Raw genomic sequence first — 18,548 nt, 5'->3', positions numbered from 1 at the left:
ATGAAATTCGCCGTAATTGTATTTCCCGGCTCTAACTGCGATATGGATCTGCTTTGGGCGATTAAAGATGTGATGGGTGCACAGGCTGAATATGTTCGTCATGATGTAACTTCTTTAGTAGGTTTTGATGGTGTATTATTACCGGGGGGATTTTCATACGGTGATTATCTGCGTTGTGGTGCGATTGCTCGTTTTTCACCAATTATGGCAGAAGTAAAACGTTTTGCTGAAGCAGGAAAACCAGTATTTGGTACTTGTAATGGCTTTCAAGTTTTAACAGAGGCTGGTTTGTTACCTGGGGCTCTAATCCGTAACAAATCGTTACACTTTATTTGTAAAACGACACCATTGAAAGTAGTCAATAATCAAACAAAATTTACTTCTGAATACGAAAATGAAGAAGTGATTCAAATTCCTGTGGCGCATGGCGAAGGAAATTATATCTGTGATGAAAAAACATTAGCGCAATTAAAAGCGAATAATCAAATTGTCTTTACGTATGAAGAAGATATCAATGGCAGTGTGGGAAATATCGCTGGTATTTGCAATGAAGCAGGCAATGTGCTAGGAATGATGCCTCATCCAGAACGTGCAATGGAAGAGATATTAGGTTCCACTGATGGTCGGCGTTTTTTTGCTTCAATTTTGAAAAATTTCGGAAAGGTGTCAGTTAAATAATGATGAAAATAAGTGAACCAACACCACAAGAAATCAAAGAGCGTAAAATTTATGCACAGTGGGGCTTAACCGATGAAGAATATCGGTTAATTTCGGAAGATATTTTAGGACGATTACCAAATTATACCGAAACTGGTCTTTTTTCTGTAATGTGGAGTGAACATTGCTCTTATAAAAACTCAAAACCTGTTTTACGTAAATTTCCCACCAGCGGGCCGCAAGTTTTGCAAGGTCCTGGTGAAGGGGCTGGGATTGTTGATATTGGCGATGGACAAGCGGTTGTATTTAAAGCAGAAAGTCACAATCATCCTTCTGCAGTTGAACCTTATGAAGGAGCGGCTACGGGAGTCGGTGGAATTATTCGCGATATTTTTAGTATGGGTGCGCGTCCAATTGCGGTTTTAGATTCCTTACGCTTTGGAGAGTTGGATAACCCACGCACTAAGTATTTATTAGAAGAAGTTGTAGCTGGAATTTCAGGTTATGGTAATTGTATTGGTATTCCCACCGTTGGCGGTGAAGTCGCTTTTGATCCTTGTTATGAAGGGAATCCTTTGGTGAATGCCATGTGTGTTGGATTAATTGAGCACAAAGATATTCAAAAAGGTCAAGCAAAAGGCGTAGGAAATACCATTATGTATGTCGGGGCCAAAACGGGGCGTGACGGAATTCACGGGGCAACATTTGCCTCTGAAGAATTTGTTGAAGGTGAAGAACAACAACGTTCAGCAGTTCAAGTAGGCGATCCATTTATGGAAAAACTATTGTTAGAGGCGTGCTTGGAGCTGATTTTAGAACATCAAGATATTTTAATTGGAATTCAAGATATGGGTGCGGCTGGCTTAGTGTCTTCTAGTTCAGAAATGGCTTCAAAAGCCGGTTCAGGTTTAAAACTATACTTAGATGACGTGCCACAACGGGAAACTGGCATGACTCCTTATGAAATGATGTTGTCTGAATCTCAAGAAAGAATGTTGATTTGTGTGCAACAAGGCTGTGAAAAAGAAGTTGAAGAACTTTTTGCGAAATACGAGTTAGATGCAGTCACTATTGGTGAAGTAACAGATGACGGTTTGTATCGTTTGTATCACCGAGGTGTTGAAGTAGCAAATTTACCGGTCGATGCGTTAGCAGAAGATGCACCCACCTATCACAAAGCTTATACAGAGCCTGCAAGAATACAAGAATTTGCAAAAATGTCAGATTTTGTACCAGAAGTAAAAGACGCTACTGCTACTCTTTTACAACTTTTACAACAACCAACAATAGCTTCTAAAAAAATGATATACGAAACTTATGATTCATTGGTTCGTACGAATACCGTAGTAGCTCCAGGCAGTGATGCAGCAGTTTTACGTGTACGAGGAACAAGAAAAGCTTTGGCAATGACGACAGATTGTAATGCTCGCTATCTGTATTTGAATCCAGAAATTGGTGGTCAAATTGCTGTTGCAGAAGCAGCCCGAAATATTGTAGCCAGTGGTGGAAAACCACTAGCGGTTACTGATTGCTTGAATTATGGTTCACCAGATAAACCTGAAGGCTTCTGGGAATTGTGGACTTCTGCTGACGGTATTAGTGAAGCGTGTCGCACATTAGATACACCAGTTATTTCTGGTAATGTTTCCTTATACAACGAAACCAACGGCAAAGCCATTTACCCAACACCCATGATTGGAATGGTGGGTCTAATTTCTGATATTAAAAATATTACTACGCAAGATTTTAAGGCGGCTGGTGACTTAATTTATCTTATCGGTGAGACTTTTGCTGATTTCAACGGCTCAGAAATTCAGAAAATGCAAAAAGGGTTAATCGAAGGTAAACTTATGAACTTTGATCTCGCAACTGAAAAAGCAAATCAAGATTTAGTGTTAAATGCTATTCAAGCAAATCTTGTTGCGAGTGCTCATGATTGCGCGGAAGGTGGGTTAGCTGTTGCTATAGCTGAATGTGCATTCAAAAACGATTTGGGTATTTCAGTGGATGTTTCACTGCCTAAAGAAAACCTATTTTCTGAAACTCAATCTCGCTTTGTTTTATCTGTGAAAAGAACAGCACAAAAAGATTTCGAAATGCTAGCAAGAGATAGAGCTCTTTTGATTGGTGAAGTTACAGATGATGGTCAAATTAGAATGAATGCAAATGACGGCACCATTGCAGTTGCAACGCACACTGCCAAAGAACTTTGGGAGGAAGCAATTCCATGTCTTATGAAGTAAAAAGTTTAAATGAAGAATGTGGCATTTTTGGCGTCTGGGGTCACCCAGACGCTGCGCGTGTCACTTATTTTGGTCTCCATAGTTTACAACATCGCGGCCAAGAAGGAGCGGGAATTGTTTCAAACGATGGAGGAAAATTATATGGTTACCGTGAATTAGGCTTGTTATCTGAAGTTTTTAAAGATGACAGGCAATTGGCGCAATTAAAAGGTAACGCAGCAATCGGGCATGTGAGATATGCAACTGCTGGTAATGGTAGTGTGGATAATATCCAACCTTTCTTATTTAAGTTTTACGACTGTTCTGTCGGTCTCGCTCATAACGGTAATTTAACCAATGCATGCAGTTTACGTACACAACTAGAACGTGAGGGCGCTATTTTTCATTCCAATTCTGATACGGAAATTCTAATGCATTTGATTCGAAAGAGCAAAAAAGACACGTGGTTAAATCAATTAAAAGATGCTTTAAATCAGGTTAAAGGTGGTTTCGCTTATATTTTAATGCGAGAAGACTGCATGATTGCAGCGCTTGATGCAAATGGTTTTCGCCCTTTAGCAATTGGAAAGATGAAAAATGGCGCCTATGTTGTGGCTTCTGAAACTTGTGCGCTAGAAGTAAGTGGTGCAGCGTTTGTTCGTGACGTGCAACCAGGTGAAATTATCATCATTAATGATGAAGGGATTACAATTGAACATTTTACTAAAGAAACCCAACATGCAATTTGTTCGATGGAATATGTTTATTTTGCTCGACCAGACTCCAATATCGCAGGGGTGAATGTCCATACTGCGCGAAAAAATATGGGAAGAATTTTAGCTACAGAGGCACCAGTCAACGCAGACATGGTTATCGGAGTGCCCAATTCCTCACTTTCTGCTGCAAGTGGATATGCAGAAGCTTCTGGTATTCCTTATGAATTAGGTTTGGTAAAAAATCAATACGTAGCTCGCACTTTTATTCAACCAACCCAAGAATTAAGAGAACAAGGTGTGCGGATGAAATTATCGGCAGTGCGCGGAGTAGTAGCGGGTAAAAAGGTAATTATGGTAGACGACTCCATTGTAAGAGGGACTACCAGTCGGCGGATTGTGGACTTATTGAAAGAGGCAGGTGCTAAAGAAGTTCACGTTAGAATTGCGTCTCCCCCTTTAAAATATCCTTGTTTTTATGGCATCGATATTCAAACGCGCAAAGAACTAATTGCGGCAAATCATTCAGTAGAAGAAATTCGCCAAGTTATTGGGGCTGATTCATTGAGTTATTTAAGTGAAGAAGGGTTGATTGATGCTATCGGACTAGATTTTGATGCCCCTTATGGTGGATTATGTATGGCGTATTTCAATGGGGATTATCCTACACCATTATACGATTACGAAGAAAAATATCAGGCTTCATTAAAAGAACAAACTTCATTTTTCTAAATAAAAGGAGCGAAAAAAGTGGCCAATGCATATGCAAAAGCCGGTGTGGATGTCAATGCCGGATATGAGGTAGTAGAGCGAATTAAAAAACATGTGAAGAAAACGGAACGATTAGGTGTGATGGGAGCGTTAGGTGGTTTTGGCGGTTGCTTTGATTTAAGCGGCCTAAATATAAAAGAACCTGTTTTAATTTCTGGAACTGATGGTGTTGGTACCAAATTAATGGTGGCTTTTAAAGAAAATAAACATGACACAATTGGGATTGACTGTGTGGCAATGTGTGTTAATGATATTGTTGCACAAGGGGCCGAGCCATTGTACTTTTTAGATTACTTAGCGACAGGTAAAAACGATCCTGAACGCTTAGAACAAGTAGTCGCAGGCGTTGCAGCGGGATGTTTGCAAGCTGGTGCTGCTTTGATTGGCGGTGAAACAGCTGAAATGCCAGGAATGTATGCCGCAGATGAATATGACTTAGCAGGCTTTGCTGTCGGCGTGGCCGAGAAAAGTCAATTGATAACCGGAGAAAATATTAAGGTTGGAGATATTTTAATCGGTTTACCCGCATCAGGGATTCATTCAAACGGCTTTTCCTTAGTTCGAAAAATTTTCTTTACAGAGCAAAAATTAAGTGGATCAGAAAAAATTCCTATGTTAGGTGATAAAACGTTAGGAGAGTCTCTTTTAACGCCAACAAAAATTTATGTAAATGCTTTACTACCACTAATAAAAGAAAATTTGGTTAATGGTATTGCACATATTACTGGTGGTGGTTTTGTGGAAAATATTCCGCGTATGCTACCGATGAATGTTGCTGCTGAAATTACAGAAGGTACTTGGCCAGTTTTACCAATTTTTGATGTTATGCAAGAGTATGGTCAAATCGATCATGATGAAATGTTTGAAATTTTTAATATGGGAATTGGGATGGTTTTGGCGCTAAGTCCTGACAAAGTGGCGCAGGTTAAAGCAATTTTAGCTGAATTAGATGAACCTTGTTACGAAATTGGCCAAGTTGTTGTCGCTAAGCCAGATGCACCTTTAATTACAATAAGTAATGAGGGGGAAAAATGAGAATCGCAGTATTAGCCTCTGGTAATGGAAGCAATTTTGCTGCTATAGTTGATTTTTTTCAAAAAGAAAAATTATCAGTGGAAATTGCTTTGGTTTTTAGTGACAAAAAAAATGCCTTTGTTTTGGAACGAGCCAAAAAAGTTGGCGTTGCAACATATCAGTTTAGCCCGCAAGATTTTTCTGATAAGAAAATGTATGAAAAATCTTTGTTAGAATTACTCCAGCAAGAAAAGATCGACTTAGTGGTTTTAGCTGGTTATATGCGCATTATCGGTCCGCAATTGCTTGCCGCTTTTCCCAAAAAAATTATTAATATCCATCCGTCCTTGCTGCCTGCTTTTCCTGGCCTCCATGGAATTAAAGATGCTTATGACTATGGTGTAAAAGTAACTGGCGTAACGGTTCATTACATTGATGATGGAGTAGATACTGGCCCAATAATTGCTCAAGTTCCTGTTTTAATCACAACAGATGATGATTTGACCAGTTTGGAAACTAAAATTCATCAAGCTGAACATCAATTGTATCCAGCTGTCTTAAAGGAAATTGTGCTGGAAAAACAAGACAGACACTGAAATGCGGAATGTCTTAATAATGTGAATGTAACAAAAAACAAATCAGAGGAGTTTATGAAATGAAAAGAGCTTTAATCAGCGTTTCAGATAAAACTGGTGTCGTAGAATTAGCAAAAGGTTTGTATAAAGCTGGCTGGGAAATCATTTCAACTGGCGGTACCCAAAAAGTTCTTACTGAAGCTGGAATTGTGACAGTTGGAATTGAAGAAGTGACGCACTTTCCCGAAATGATGGATGGACGAGTTAAAACACTCCATCCGCTTATTCACGGAGGGCTGTTGAGTCGTCGTGATAACACCGAGCATCTCAAAGCGATGACAGCACATGATATTCAGCCAATTGATTTGGTTGTAGTCAATTTATACCCATTCAAAGAAACTATTTTAAAAAAGGATGTCACGACAAAAGAGGCAATTGAAAATATTGATATTGGCGGACCGAGCATGTTACGCTCGGCGGCTAAAAATCATGAGTTTGTAACTGTGGTAGTAGATCCTCTCGACTATGCAGCGATTTTAGCTGAAATTAATGAAAATGGCCAAACGACTGTTTCAATACGGCAAAAATTAGCAGCGAAAGCCTTTCGTCATACAGCAGCTTATGATGCATTAATTGCCGATTTCATGACAACGTTAGTGGGCGAACAGGAGCCAGAAAAATTAACGTTAACTTATGACTTAAAGCAAGACTTGCGGTATGGTGAAAATGCCCATCAAGAAGCCTCTTTTTATGCCGATGCGTTACCAGTAAGCTATTCCATTGCACAAGCCAAACAACTTCATGGAAAAGAGCTGTCTTATAACAATATCAAAGACGCCGATGCAGCGATTCGGATTGCAAGAGAATTTACTGAGCCGACAGTTGTGGCACTAAAACATATGAATCCTTGTGGAATAGGTTCAGCCACTACAATTTCAAAAGCTTATGACTTTGCCTACGATGCAGATCCTGTTTCAATCTTTGGCGGTATTATTGTCTTAAATCGGGAAGTAGATTTGTCAACAGCAGAAAAAATGCACAAATTATTCTTAGAAATCATCATCGCTCCAAGTTTTACTGCCGAAGCTTTAACTTTGTTAAGCAGTAAGAAAAATATCCGGCTATTAACTTTAAACTTCAGTGCTACAAATAAAGCTGAATTACCAGAAAAAGTTTCCGTTTTGGGTGGCTTACTGTTACAAGATCAAGATGTGATAAAAGAAGACGTTACGGATTGGAAGGTAGTGACAAAGCGGCAACCGACAACACAAGAGTTGAATGCCTTAGCTTTTGCTTGGAAAGCTGTCAAGCATGTAAAATCAAATGCAATAGTTTTAGCTAATGAACACCAAACGGTTGGGATTGGCGCAGGCCAGATGAATCGCGTTGGTTCAGTTAAAATTGCAATTGCACAAGCGGAAAACGCAGGGAAAATGGATGGGGCAGTTCTAGCCAGTGATGCGTATTTTCCAATGGGAGACTCCGTAGAATTTGCAGCGCAGCATAATATTCAAGCCATTGTGCAACCTGGTGGAAGTATTCGCGATCAAGAATCAATAGATATGGCAGATAAATACGGTATGACAATGATCTTTACTGGTGTTCGTCATTTCCGTCACTAAGAGAGGGTAGTAAAATGAGATTATTTATAATTGGTGGTGGTGGTCGTGAACATGCCATTGCTAAAAAATTATTAGCAGATGAAAAAGTTGAAACGGTTTTTTGTGCGCCGGGGAATCCTGGCATGAAACAAGACGGGATAATGACCGTTCCAATTGCAGAAGAAGATCACGAAAACTTGATCGCATTTGCTAAAAAGGAAAATATTACGTGGACTTTTGTTGGTCCTGAAGCACCGCTACAAAGAGGGATTGTTGATGACTTTCAAAAAGCAGGATTATTAATTTTTGGCCCAAATCAAAAAGCAGCGCAAATTGAAAGCTCTAAAGATTTTGCTAAACAAATTATGGTGAATAATCACATTCCGACGGCAGATTATAAAACTTTTTCTGATTATAAAGAAGCCGCAGCTTACGTTGAAGCTAAGGGAGTACCAATTGTGATTAAAGCAGACGGTTTAGCTGCAGGAAAAGGGGTAGTGGTCGCTGAAACAATGGCAGAAGCTTTAGGCGCTCTGGAAGATATGTTAGAAGAAAATCGTTTTGGTCCCAGTGGTGCTAAAGTGGTTGTTGAAGAATTTTTAGCAGGAGAAGAATTTTCGCTACTGGCATTTGTAAAAGATGAGGAAGTTTATCCGATGGTCATTGCCCAAGATCACAAACGCGCCTATGATGGGGATACAGGTCCTAATACTGGTGGCATGGGGGCATATTCGCCAGTGCCACAAATTAGTGATGAAGTGGTGCAAAAGGCAGTGAAAGAAATTTTAGAACCAGCGGCTAGTGGCATGGTAAAAAATGGTACGCCTTTTACTGGAATCTTATATGCTGGTTTAATTGCCACAAAAAATGGGGTAAAAGTGATTGAATTTAATGCGCGCTTTGGTGATCCTGAAACACAAGTTGTTTTGCCTCGCCTAAAATCCAGTTTAGCCGATATTGTGACAAATATTTTAGCAGGCAAAAAACCTGCGGTAACGTGGCATGACAATGCAGCGTTTGGGGTTGTCGTTGCAGCACAGGGGTACCCAAAAGAGTATCAAAAAGACATGTTATTGCCACAAACAACTACAAAAAATACAGTATTGTATTTTGCTGGAGCAACAGAAAAAGCGGGGAAATTGGTTGCGAATGGTGGTAGAATTTTTTTAGTAGCAGCAGAAGCTGAAAATTTGAAAACTGCACGTGATGAGGTGTACCAAGCTTTAGGTGAAATGGATTTACCGCAGATGTTTTATCGTAAAGATATTGGAGCCAAAGCACTGAATTAATTTTTTCCTTCCTAAAAAACAATCTTTCAAGATTGTTTTTTTTAAAAAGAAATTGTTAGCGTTTACGCTGTGCTATGTTAAAATTTAGTGGGAAACATTTTTTGGAATTATTTTTTAAAAATATGGAGGTTACAAGATGAAACAAGTTAATTTTGGACCAAATGAGTTGGGCGTCTCTAGTGTTGTCTTGGGTTGTATGCGAATTACAGAAGCAAAAGATCCAGTAGCGGTAATTCAAGCAGCCGTGGAAAATGGTATCAACTTTTTTGATCATGCAGATATTTACGGGCAAGGCAAATGTGAAGAAATTTTTGCAGAAGCATTTGCTAAAACGGACTATAAAAGAGAAGATATGTTTATTCAAAGTAAGTGTGGCATTGTTCCAGGTAAGATGTTTGATTTTTCGAAAGAACATATTATCACTTGCGTGGAAAAAAGTTTGAAACGATTAAATGTCGACTATTTAGATGCTCTTTTATTGCATCGTCCAGACACGTTGATGGAGCCAGAAGAAGTGGCAGCGGCTTTTGATCAATTAGAATCAGAAGGAAAAGTAAAATATTTTGGCGTTAGCAATCAGTATTCTCGGCAGATTGAATTACTTCAAAAATATGTACGCCAACCTTTAGTAGCCAATCAATTACAATTTGGGATTATGCACACAGGAATGATAGATTTTGGTCTTCACGTAAATATGACGGATTCTCGCAGTGTAGATCATGACGATGGTATTTTGGAATTCTCACGTTTGAATGACATGACAATTCAAGCATGGTCGCCTTATCAATACGGCTTTTTTGAAGGAGTCTTTATTGGAAATGAGAAATTTCCTGAATTGAACAAAAAATTAGAAGAAATGGCAGAAAAGTATCATACTACACCAACGGGCATTGCTTCAGCGTGGATTTTACGGCATCCAGCTAATATGCAGGTGATTATTGGTACGATGAATGTACAGCGAATTGAAGAAATTGCTAAAGCTAGTGATGTGGTGTTGTCCAAAGAAGATTGGTATAGCATTTATTTAGCCGCAGGGAATGATTTACCTTAAATTTATTATAGTTTCTGATAATAATTAGTGGAAAAATAATGATCGTTCGGAATTTCCGAACGATTTTTGTGTTTTAAGAAAATATTTACGATTTTTTTATTGCATTTCTAAATGAGATAGGCTAAATTACATAGGGCGCAAAAAATATGACCTAAATAAACAAATGGAGGCTATTCCTTATGTTTGATATGAAAGTTTTTGATTATGAAGATGTTCAACTGATTCCAAATAAATGTATCGTAAGTTCACGCTCAGAGTGTGATACAACGGTAACTTTAGGAAAGCATTCTTTTAAAATGCCGGTAGTTCCTGCCAATATGCAGACGATTATCGATGAAAATATTGCTGAATTTTTAGCTGAAAATGGCTATTTTTATATTATGCATCGTTTTAATGAGGATGCGCGGATTCCTTTTATTAAAAAAATGCAAAGTCGCAACTTAATTACCTCGATTAGTGTGGGTGTAAAACCACATGAATACACTTTTGTGGAAGAATTGGCGGCAGAAAATTTAGTCCCAGATTACATTACCATTGATATTGCTCATGGGCATGCGAATGCTGTAATTGAGATGATTCAACACATTAAACGTTTGTTACCAGAAACATTTGTCATTGCAGGGAATGTTGGGACTCCTGAAGCGGTTCGAGAGTTGGAAAACGCTGGAGCGGATGCAACAAAAGTCGGCATTGGTCCTGGGAAAGTGTGTATCACAAAAATCAAAACAGGTTTTGGTACTGGGGGATGGCAATTAGCTGCAGTACGCTGGTGTGCCAAAGCTGCGCGTAAACCAATTATTGCTGACGGCGGTATTCGAACTCATGGTGATATTGCCAAATCAGTTCGTTTTGGTGCAACTATGGTTATGATCGGTTCATTATTTGCCGGTCACGAAGAATCACCAGGGGAAACAAAAGTACAAGATGGTGTTGTTTTAAAAGAATACTTTGGTAGTGCTTCAGAGTTTCAAAAAGGTGAAAAGAAAAATGTTGAAGGCAAGAAAATCTGGATTCCTTATAAAGGCAAACTTTCTGATACTTTAATTGAAATGCAACAAGATTTGCAGTCTTCAATTTCTTATGCCGGTGGTAAAGATTTAGAGGCTATACGTAAAGTTGACTATGTTATTGTAAAAAATTCTATTTTTAATGGTGATACAATTTAATTTGTTTTGTAAACCACGACTGGTTTCAGTCGTGGTTTTTTCATCTTATTAGTGAATATGCTAGAATGGATGAAAGATAGTAGTTGTTTTTTATTGTCAGAAAGACTATTTTGAAAAGAGGGGATAAAGATGGCAATTAGAGTCATGTCAATTTTTGGTACACGACCTGAGGCGATTAAAATGGCACCACTTATTAAAGCTTTAGAAAATGATGAACGTTTTGAATCAATTGTAACAGTGACAGCGCAACATCGTGAAATGTTAGATCAGGTGATGCAAATTTTTGCACTAAAAGCTGATTTTGATTTGGATATCATGAGTCAAGGGCAAACATTGACTGATATTACAACTAAAGTGCTCTTGGAATTACAGCCAGTGTTAAAACAAACACAACCAGATATTGTACTCGTTCATGGAGATACTACGACGACTTTTGCTGCGGCAACAGCTGCTTTTTATCAACAAATTCCTATTGGTCACGTTGAAGCGGGGTTGCGTACTTACAATAAATATTCTCCCTATCCAGAAGAAGCCAACCGCCAGTTGACAGATGTCTTAAGCGACCTTTATTTTGCGCCTACCAAAACAAGTGCTGCTAACCTACAACAAGAGCATCATCCTTCTGATCGTATCTATGTAACGGGGAATACAGCAATTGATGCTATGAAATATACAGTACAACAAGAGTATGAGCATCCAGCACTTTCGGAGTCTAAAAAACAAATCTTAGTTACAATGCACCGTCGAGAAAATCTGGGGGAACCGATGGAATCGGTATTTCATGCGTTACGCCGCTTAGCTAAAGATTTTCCAGAAGTTTCAATTGTATTTCCGATGCATAAAAATCCATTGGTACGGGAAAATGCACAAAAACATTTAGGAGATTTGACTAATGTAGCGCTGATTGAACCGTTAGATGTTATAGATTTTCATAATCTAGCTGCTAGAAGTTACTTGATTATGACAGATTCTGGTGGTGTACAAGAAGAAGCCCCTTCACTGGGTGTGCCAGTTTTGGTTTTGCGCGATACGACAGAGCGACCTGAAGGAATTAATGCAGGAACGCTGCAGTTAGTCGGTACGGATCAAGAGGCAGTTTATGCGGCAGCTAAAAATCTTTTAACCAACCCACAGGATTATGAAAAAATGGCACAAGCGAAAAATCCTTATGGTGATGGTAAAGCCAGTGAAAGAATTTTGGCTATTATTGCTGCTTATTTCTCGAAAAAATAAATTGCAGATTTAAAGAAGTTTAGCCCAAAGACGAGGGTAATTTTTGAACTAGATTACGCTATTTTTAGGAAATATTTTTGATAAAAAAACTGACGTAAAAGCTAATATGATTTTTACGTCAGTTTTTTTATCGGATTTCGTTTAAATAGTGAGATTGTTGAGGATTTACATATAATTTATTTGACAAATCGTTACATTGTCTGTCTCATTGTCGTGATTTGTTGCAATGCTGTTTCGATTTTAAGAAAGTCGTGAAAATCAGGTATTGGTTTAATCGTTACAATAGGAAGGTGGCTAAACATTTCTTGAGGGGAAAAAGTCGAGACAATTAAATCATAAACCTCGAACTGCTCATGAATCTCATGTAGCTGTGTATTAATATTTTCTACTAATTCAAATTGCGTTTGACTGACAAAATGTTGGCACAATTTTTTGTGTAAATAATGAGGATGTGTTAAAGAAACATCCGATAAAATTAATGTTCGTGTTTTAAATTGCCAGTATTTTAAAACCTCTGGTAATAACGTGATGATTAGAAACAGTTGATGATACGTATGGTCAGGTGTAATTTGAATTTTGTTTTTTCTTCCGTAGTTGCTGATAAATTGCTTGAGTCCCGCCACGACCTGCGGAAATTTTTTTTCATAATTTAATACAAAGTCGCGTCTAGAATTGGATAGAATTGTGATGAAATCACAGTTTTCAAGGTAAATATAATTTTCATTGCAAAATTGCCAAACCAATTTTTCTTTTTTTTCAATTGATAGGACGGTTTTTGTTAAGTTTAGCAAATCGTCGAGGTAATTGCTGGTTAATTCGCTAAGTTCGAAGATACGTGGATTCGTTTGTTTTGCCTGTCTAAAATGCGCCTCAGATAGCAGCAAATAATCATAACTAAGTAGCCAAAAAGTTTCATCAAAATCAAAGTGCCAATTCATGTTTAAAAGGGCCTTTTCTAAGGTGTTTTTTGCATTTTTTAAATTCAAATTGGTTGGTTGTATAAAATCACTTTTATAATTTTTAGGCAATAACCGATTATGGCGCTGGCGCCACAAAGAAACAGCTCCTGCAAAGTAGAGTTGTTCATGTTGCCGATAGTTTTGTGTTAAGTGATGTTCCTTTAAAATGACGCTAACTAAATTGCTTAAGGCGTTATCGCTTTGTCTATCGGGAAAAAGATAAGCTGCAGCGTAACGTTTTTCGGAAAAATAGAGGATATATAGTATTCGAATAAATATTTCGTTGCCTTCGATGCGTACTGGGCGGTTTGTTATTGTAACGTCAAAAGTGGCTAAAATCTTAGCGAAATTGCGACGTAAACGGTGAAAACTTGCGTTACTCAGATAAAGAGCGTTGGCACAGTCAGAAAAAGTGAAACAGTCCTCAAAAAGCAAATGTTCTAAAAAACGCATTTCACTTGTTTCTTGCATTAAGTAATCGTAAAAACGATCTAATCCAAAATCTGCAGAGGCACGCCAATAGTAATGATTTTGGTGATAATCAATCTCAAAATCTTTGAAATAACTTTGTATCTCGGTGATAGTATTCCGAATGGTCTTGATTGAAAAAGGACATAATTTCAGTAATTCTTCTAAAGAAATGCCATTTGGATGCTGATAAAGTGCCTCGATAACGCTAAGCTGGCGCATTTCCTGGCGAGCTAAAAAAGCGCGTAAATTCATAAAATTCTCCTATCTTTTGCATGATAATGATTAAAAAGTAATAATTATGCTTTTATACTCAATGATACGGGGGAGCGTACAATTCTGCAACGAAAATTATATTTTTTTGAAACTTTCAAAAAAAGTATAAAAGCAGTATCTTTTTTTAGAAAATCTTCGTTAGTGTTGACAAACGGTCTGAGAGTCTTTAGGATAATAGGTGAAAAGAGATTGAAATTTTCATAATTAAATATTTGTTAGGTGAGGCTCCTATATGGACACAAGCTGCTGCCGCGAAAGAATCGAGAGACTCTTAGTTGGTAGAACAGGAATGATCGTGAAGGTTATTCATAACGCAGCTGATAGTATAAGCTATCTACGCCCTATAGTGCTAAAGCTCAACATGAACATATGCTTATTAAACGCGTGCTCATTGTTGAGTGCGCGTTTTTTCTTTTTCTAACAAATACTTGAAATAAAATTTAGAAAGGTTGATTAGCATGGAACACCCCAGTCCCTCGCGACAGAAACTAAATAAAAACAGCTAGGGAAGAGGGAATCTTTCCTAGTGGCAAGGAGAGAGAACATGTTATTTACAAAAAACACAAAAGAACAAGAATTGAAAAAACTAGCTTTTTTATCAGAACGAGAATTATTTATGGAACTTAGAACTTCTATTAACGGATTGTCATCTGAGGATGCCAAAGAACGGCTAGAAGAATATGGTGAAAATCGGGTAGATGCCCAAAAACCAACACCGGCTTGGCTATTATTTTTAGCGGCTTTTAAAGATCCTTTTGTATTGGTTTTAGCAGCCTTGGCCGTGGTGTCATTTGTCACTAGCGATTACGAAGCAGCTATTGTAATGTTGGTTATGATTTTGGCAAGTGTGGTCATAACTTTTGTACAAGAATACCGCTCCCAAAAAGCGAGTTTAGAATTAAAAGAGTTAATCGAAAATACTTGTGCTGTTACACGAGATGGTCGTACTAAAGAGATTCCTATGGATGAAGTTGTTCCAGGAGATATTGTAACGCTAGCTACAGGCGATATGATACCAGCTGATGCTGTTTTGATTTGGACAAAAGATCTATTTGTCAATCAATCCTCTCTAACAGGCGAATCAATGCCCGTAGAAAAATTTGTTGAAGCGGGTGTAAAAAAAGAGGCGGATATTTCTGCGTTGGATTTAGATGACTTGGTGTTCATGGGGACAGATGTGTTAAGCGGACAAGGAAAAGCTATTATTTTAAAAACAGGCCAACAAACTTTCTTTGGTGATATTGCTAAAAATGCGACAAGTAAACGTGGAAAAACAGCTTTTGATATTGGTTTAACCAGAGTGAGCAAGTTGCTGTTAAGAATGGTGATGATTTTATTTCCAATTGTTTTTTTGATTAATGGTTTGACAAAAGGGGATTGGACATCTGCTTTCTTTTTTGCCATCGCTGTAGCGGTTGGTCTGACACCAGAAATGTTGCCGATGATTGTCACAAGTAATCTGGCTAAAGGAGCGCTAGCTTTATCCAAACAAAAAGTAATCGTAAAAGAATTACCTTCTATTCAAAATTTGGGCAGTATGGATGTATTGTGTACGGATAAAACAGGGACAATTACCGAAGATCGTGTTGTGTTAGTGCAACATTTAAATCCAATGGGGAAAGAAAATCAAAATGTTCTCACAATGACCTATCTAAACTCTCATTATCAAACCGGTTGGAAAAATTTGATGGATATTGCAGTTTTAAATTATTTTGAAGCAAAAAATTTAACTCTACCTTTTAAAGATGTGGTTAAGATTGATGAGATTCCTTTTGATTTTTCTCGCCGCCGTTTAACTGTTGTAGTAAAAGCAGACAACCATCAAATTATGGTGACAAAAGGTGCTGTAGAAGAGATGGAAAAAGTTTGTAAATATGCCGAAATTGACGGCGAAGTTGTGCCGATGGATGCAGCTCTAAGAGAAAAAATGCGCAACGTAAATATGAAAATGAACGAACAAGGGATGCGTGTTTTAACTGTTGCAGTAAAAAAAGATGCACACACTACGGCAAATTACACCGTAGCTGATGAAAAAGATATGACATTGATTGGCTTTATGGGCTTTTTGGATCCGGCTAAAGAGTCAGCTACCTCGGCTATTAAATCATTACATGACCATGGTGTTGCGGTAAAAGTTTTAACGGGAGATAATGCGATTGTAGCCAAAAAAGTCTGTCAAGATGTTGGAATTCGCGTTACCAATATTTTGTTGGGGACAGATATTGAAGCTTTATCAGATGAAGAGTTGATGGCACAAGTGGACGAAACAAATTTGTTTGCTAAATTAAACCCAATGCAAAAATCTCGTTTAATTGAAGTTATTCAACGAAAAGGTCATACTGTTGGCTTTATGGGCGATGGAATTAATGATGCACCGGCATTGCGTAAAGCCGATGTCGGTATTTCAGTTGATACAGCAGCGGATATTACGAAAGACGCAAGCTCTATTATTTTGTTAGAAAAAAGTTTGAATGTATTGGAAACTGGAGTTATTGAAGGGCGTCGCGTTTTTTCTAATATGATGAAATATATTAAGTTTACAATCAGTTCAAATTTTGGGAATGTCTTTTCCATTTTAGTAGCGAGTGCTTTTCTACCTTTTCTACCGATGCTTTCTATGCAATTACTAGTACAAAATCTGATTTATGACATGGCACAATTGACAATTCCTTGGGATAATGTAGACGAAGAAGAATTGGTAAAACCTGTCCGTTGGGAAATTAGCGACTTATTCAAATTTACTGTCTCAATTGGGCCTGTTTCTAGTATCTTCGATATTTTAACATTTTTAGTAATGTGGTTTGTTTTAGGCGCTAATGCTGTAGGGGAGCAAAGTCTTTTTCAAACGGGGTGGTTTTTAGTTGGCTTAACAACGCAAACACTGGTAGTCCACATGGTTCGAACCAGAAAAGTCCCCTTTATTCAAAGTCGTGCTTCACTATCAGTCATTTTGACAAGTATTTTAGCAATTGTAACAGGTTTTGTTCTAGTTTTATCTCCTTTACGAAGTGTTTTTGATTTCGTGATGCTACCAACAGAGTATTGGGGGTGGTTTATTTTAATTATTAGTGGGTACTTGATTGTGATTGAAATTGCCAAACGACTATATATTAAATTTACTTCCGAATGGGTATGAAAGTAAAGAAATGCGACAGCTATACAGGTAGCTGTCGCATTTTTATTAGTTTGCTGTACTAACAATTATTCGAGATTTTGTCAACTAAAATCCAAATTTTTAAAAGCGCTTTATAAATGTGATGAATTTCACAAAAATAATCGGCTATCAAGCTGTTTTAACGAATTTTTATTTCGTGATTTAGTGAGCGTCTTAGTTGTATTTCTTTCGGATAAATGATAGCTTAGTGATGTAAGTTTTACGAATTACCTAATACAGAATATTATGCTGTTATACTTAGGGTCATTTATTTAGGAGAGGAATGGATAATAAAATGGCAAAGAATGTAATCGATTTCCAAAAGATTTTGGATGAGATCAATGCTGATTTTCCAACGTATCAGGCATTAGATAAGAACGGCAAGGTGGTTAATAAAGATTTAATCCCTGACTTAAGTGATGATGAATTAGTTGAATTAATGACACAAATGGTGTGGTCACGTGTTTTAGATCAACGTTCAACTGCATTAAACCGTCAAGGTCGTCTAGGATTTTACGCACCAACTGCAGGACAAGAAGCAAGTCAGTTAGCAAGTCATTTTGCTTTTGAAAAAGAAGATCGCTTGTTTCCTGGTTATCGTGACGTACCACAACTTGTTCAACATGGCTTACCATTAAAAGAAGCCTTTTTGTGGTCTCGTGGACACGTTGCAGGGAACTTATATCCAGAAGACTTACACGCAATGCCACCGCAAATTATTATTGGTGCACAATATGTGCAAGCTGCAGGTGTAGCACTAGGTCTGAAAAAACGCAACAGTAAAAATGTTACGTTTGTTTATACTGGCGATGGTGGTTCATCACAAGGGGATTTTTATGAAGCGATTAACTTTGCGGGTGCATACCACGCGAATGCGGTTTTCTATATTCAAAATAATGGGTTTGCTATTTCCACACCACGGGAAAAACAAACTGCAGCTAAAACATTGGCACAAAAAGCAGCGGCGGCTGGTATTCCAGGCATTCAAGTAGATGGTATGGACGCTCTTGCAGTATATACGGTTTCTAAAGCAGCTAGAGAATGGGCTGCTGCTGGAAACGGTCCTGTTTTAATTGAAACTTTAACGTATCGCTACGGTCCACATACACTTTCTGGTGATGACCCAACCCGTTACCGTTCAAAAGATTTAGACAACGAATGGCAACAACAAGATCCATTAATTCGCATGCGTACCTACTTAACTGAAAAAGGACTTTGGTCAGAGGCAAAAGAAGAAGAGGTCATCGAAAAGACAAAAGAAGAAATCAAAGCAGCCATTGCGGAAGCTGATCGTGTACCAAAACAAAAAGTTTCTGATTTCTTGAAGAGTATGTATGAAGTACAACCACAGAGTATTAAAGAACAAATTGCATTTTATGAAGCGAAGGAGTCGAAATAG

Annotated in this window: 13 protein-coding genes and 1 riboswitch; of the genes, 12 read left to right on the top strand and 1 reads right to left on the bottom strand. The window is 37.9% G+C overall.

Annotated elements, in window-relative coordinates:
- From purQ to wecB, 10 genes are all read left to right on the top strand, one after another.
- Complete coding sequence (purQ, locus tag EsVE80_RS07705) at positions 1-678, top strand: phosphoribosylformylglycinamidine synthase subunit PurQ (RefSeq protein WP_173103202.1); 678 nt, start codon at positions 1-3, stop codon at positions 676-678.
- Positions 678-2,900, top strand: coding sequence for a phosphoribosylformylglycinamidine synthase subunit PurL (purL, locus tag EsVE80_RS07700; RefSeq protein WP_173103201.1), 2,223 nt, complete (start codon positions 678-680; stop codon positions 2,898-2,900). The genes purQ and purL overlap by 1 nt, the downstream gene beginning before the upstream one ends.
- Positions 2,885-4,324, top strand: a complete 1,440-nt coding sequence (purF, locus tag EsVE80_RS07695) for an amidophosphoribosyltransferase (RefSeq protein ID WP_173103200.1) — start codon at positions 2,885-2,887, stop codon at positions 4,322-4,324. Before purL ends, purF begins: the two co-directional genes overlap by 16 nt.
- Positions 4,325-4,342: 18 nt before the next feature.
- Positions 4,343-5,398: a phosphoribosylformylglycinamidine cyclo-ligase gene (gene purM / locus EsVE80_RS07690; RefSeq protein ID WP_173103199.1), complete on the top strand. Its 1,056-nt coding sequence runs from the start codon at positions 4,343-4,345 to the stop codon at positions 5,396-5,398.
- Positions 5,395-5,973 (top strand): phosphoribosylglycinamide formyltransferase, encoded by a 579-nt coding sequence (purN, locus tag EsVE80_RS07685; RefSeq protein WP_173103198.1) that lies wholly within the window; start codon positions 5,395-5,397, stop codon positions 5,971-5,973. Before purM ends, purN begins: the two co-directional genes overlap by 4 nt.
- 59 nt (positions 5,974-6,032) lie before the next feature.
- Positions 6,033-7,574, top strand: a complete 1,542-nt coding sequence (gene purH / locus EsVE80_RS07680; protein WP_173103197.1) for a bifunctional phosphoribosylaminoimidazolecarboxamide formyltransferase/IMP cyclohydrolase — start codon at positions 6,033-6,035, stop codon at positions 7,572-7,574.
- A 14-nt stretch (positions 7,575-7,588) separates the two neighbouring features.
- Complete coding sequence (gene purD, locus EsVE80_RS07675) at positions 7,589-8,842, top strand: phosphoribosylamine--glycine ligase (RefSeq protein WP_173103196.1); 1,254 nt, start codon at positions 7,589-7,591, stop codon at positions 8,840-8,842.
- Between the two features lie 136 nt (positions 8,843-8,978).
- Positions 8,979-9,893, top strand: coding sequence for an aldo/keto reductase (locus tag EsVE80_RS07670; RefSeq protein ID WP_173103195.1), 915 nt, complete (start codon positions 8,979-8,981; stop codon positions 9,891-9,893).
- A gap of 188 nt (positions 9,894-10,081) precedes the next feature.
- Positions 10,082-11,059, top strand: coding sequence for a GMP reductase (gene guaC / locus EsVE80_RS07665; protein ID WP_173104157.1), 978 nt, complete (start codon positions 10,082-10,084; stop codon positions 11,057-11,059).
- A 129-nt stretch (positions 11,060-11,188) separates the two neighbouring features.
- The gene (gene wecB, locus EsVE80_RS07660; protein WP_173103194.1) at positions 11,189-12,292 is read left to right on the top strand and encodes a non-hydrolyzing UDP-N-acetylglucosamine 2-epimerase; all 1,104 of its coding nucleotides are present in this window, start codon (positions 11,189-11,191) and stop codon (positions 12,290-12,292) included.
- 191 nt (positions 12,293-12,483) lie between these two features.
- Here wecB and EsVE80_RS07655 read toward each other — a convergent pair whose 3' ends face one another.
- Positions 12,484-13,974: a helix-turn-helix domain-containing protein gene (locus EsVE80_RS07655; protein WP_173103193.1), complete on the bottom strand. Its 1,491-nt coding sequence runs from the start codon at positions 13,972-13,974 to the stop codon at positions 12,484-12,486.
- A gap of 225 nt (positions 13,975-14,199) precedes the next feature.
- Positions 14,200-14,370, top strand: a riboswitch (M-box (ykoK) riboswitch).
- Between the two features lie 169 nt (positions 14,371-14,539).
- Between EsVE80_RS07655 and mgtA the strand changes: the two genes are divergently transcribed.
- Positions 14,540-17,131 carry a magnesium-translocating P-type ATPase gene (mgtA, locus tag EsVE80_RS07650; protein ID WP_173103192.1) on the top strand — a complete coding sequence of 864 codons (2,592 nt, stop codon included), beginning with the start codon at positions 14,540-14,542 and terminating at the stop codon, positions 17,129-17,131.
- A 301-nt stretch (positions 17,132-17,432) separates the two neighbouring features.
- Positions 17,433-18,548 (top strand): pyruvate dehydrogenase (acetyl-transferring) E1 component subunit alpha, encoded by a 1,116-nt coding sequence (pdhA, locus tag EsVE80_RS07645; protein WP_408639858.1) that lies wholly within the window; start codon positions 17,433-17,435, stop codon positions 18,546-18,548.

This window comes from Enterococcus saigonensis (assembly GCF_011397115.1).
Lineage (GTDB): Bacteria > Bacillota > Bacilli > Lactobacillales > Enterococcaceae > Enterococcus_C > Enterococcus_C saigonensis.
Note: the sequence above shows the minus strand (reverse complement) of the source record. Positions and strands in the feature narration are given on the sequence as shown.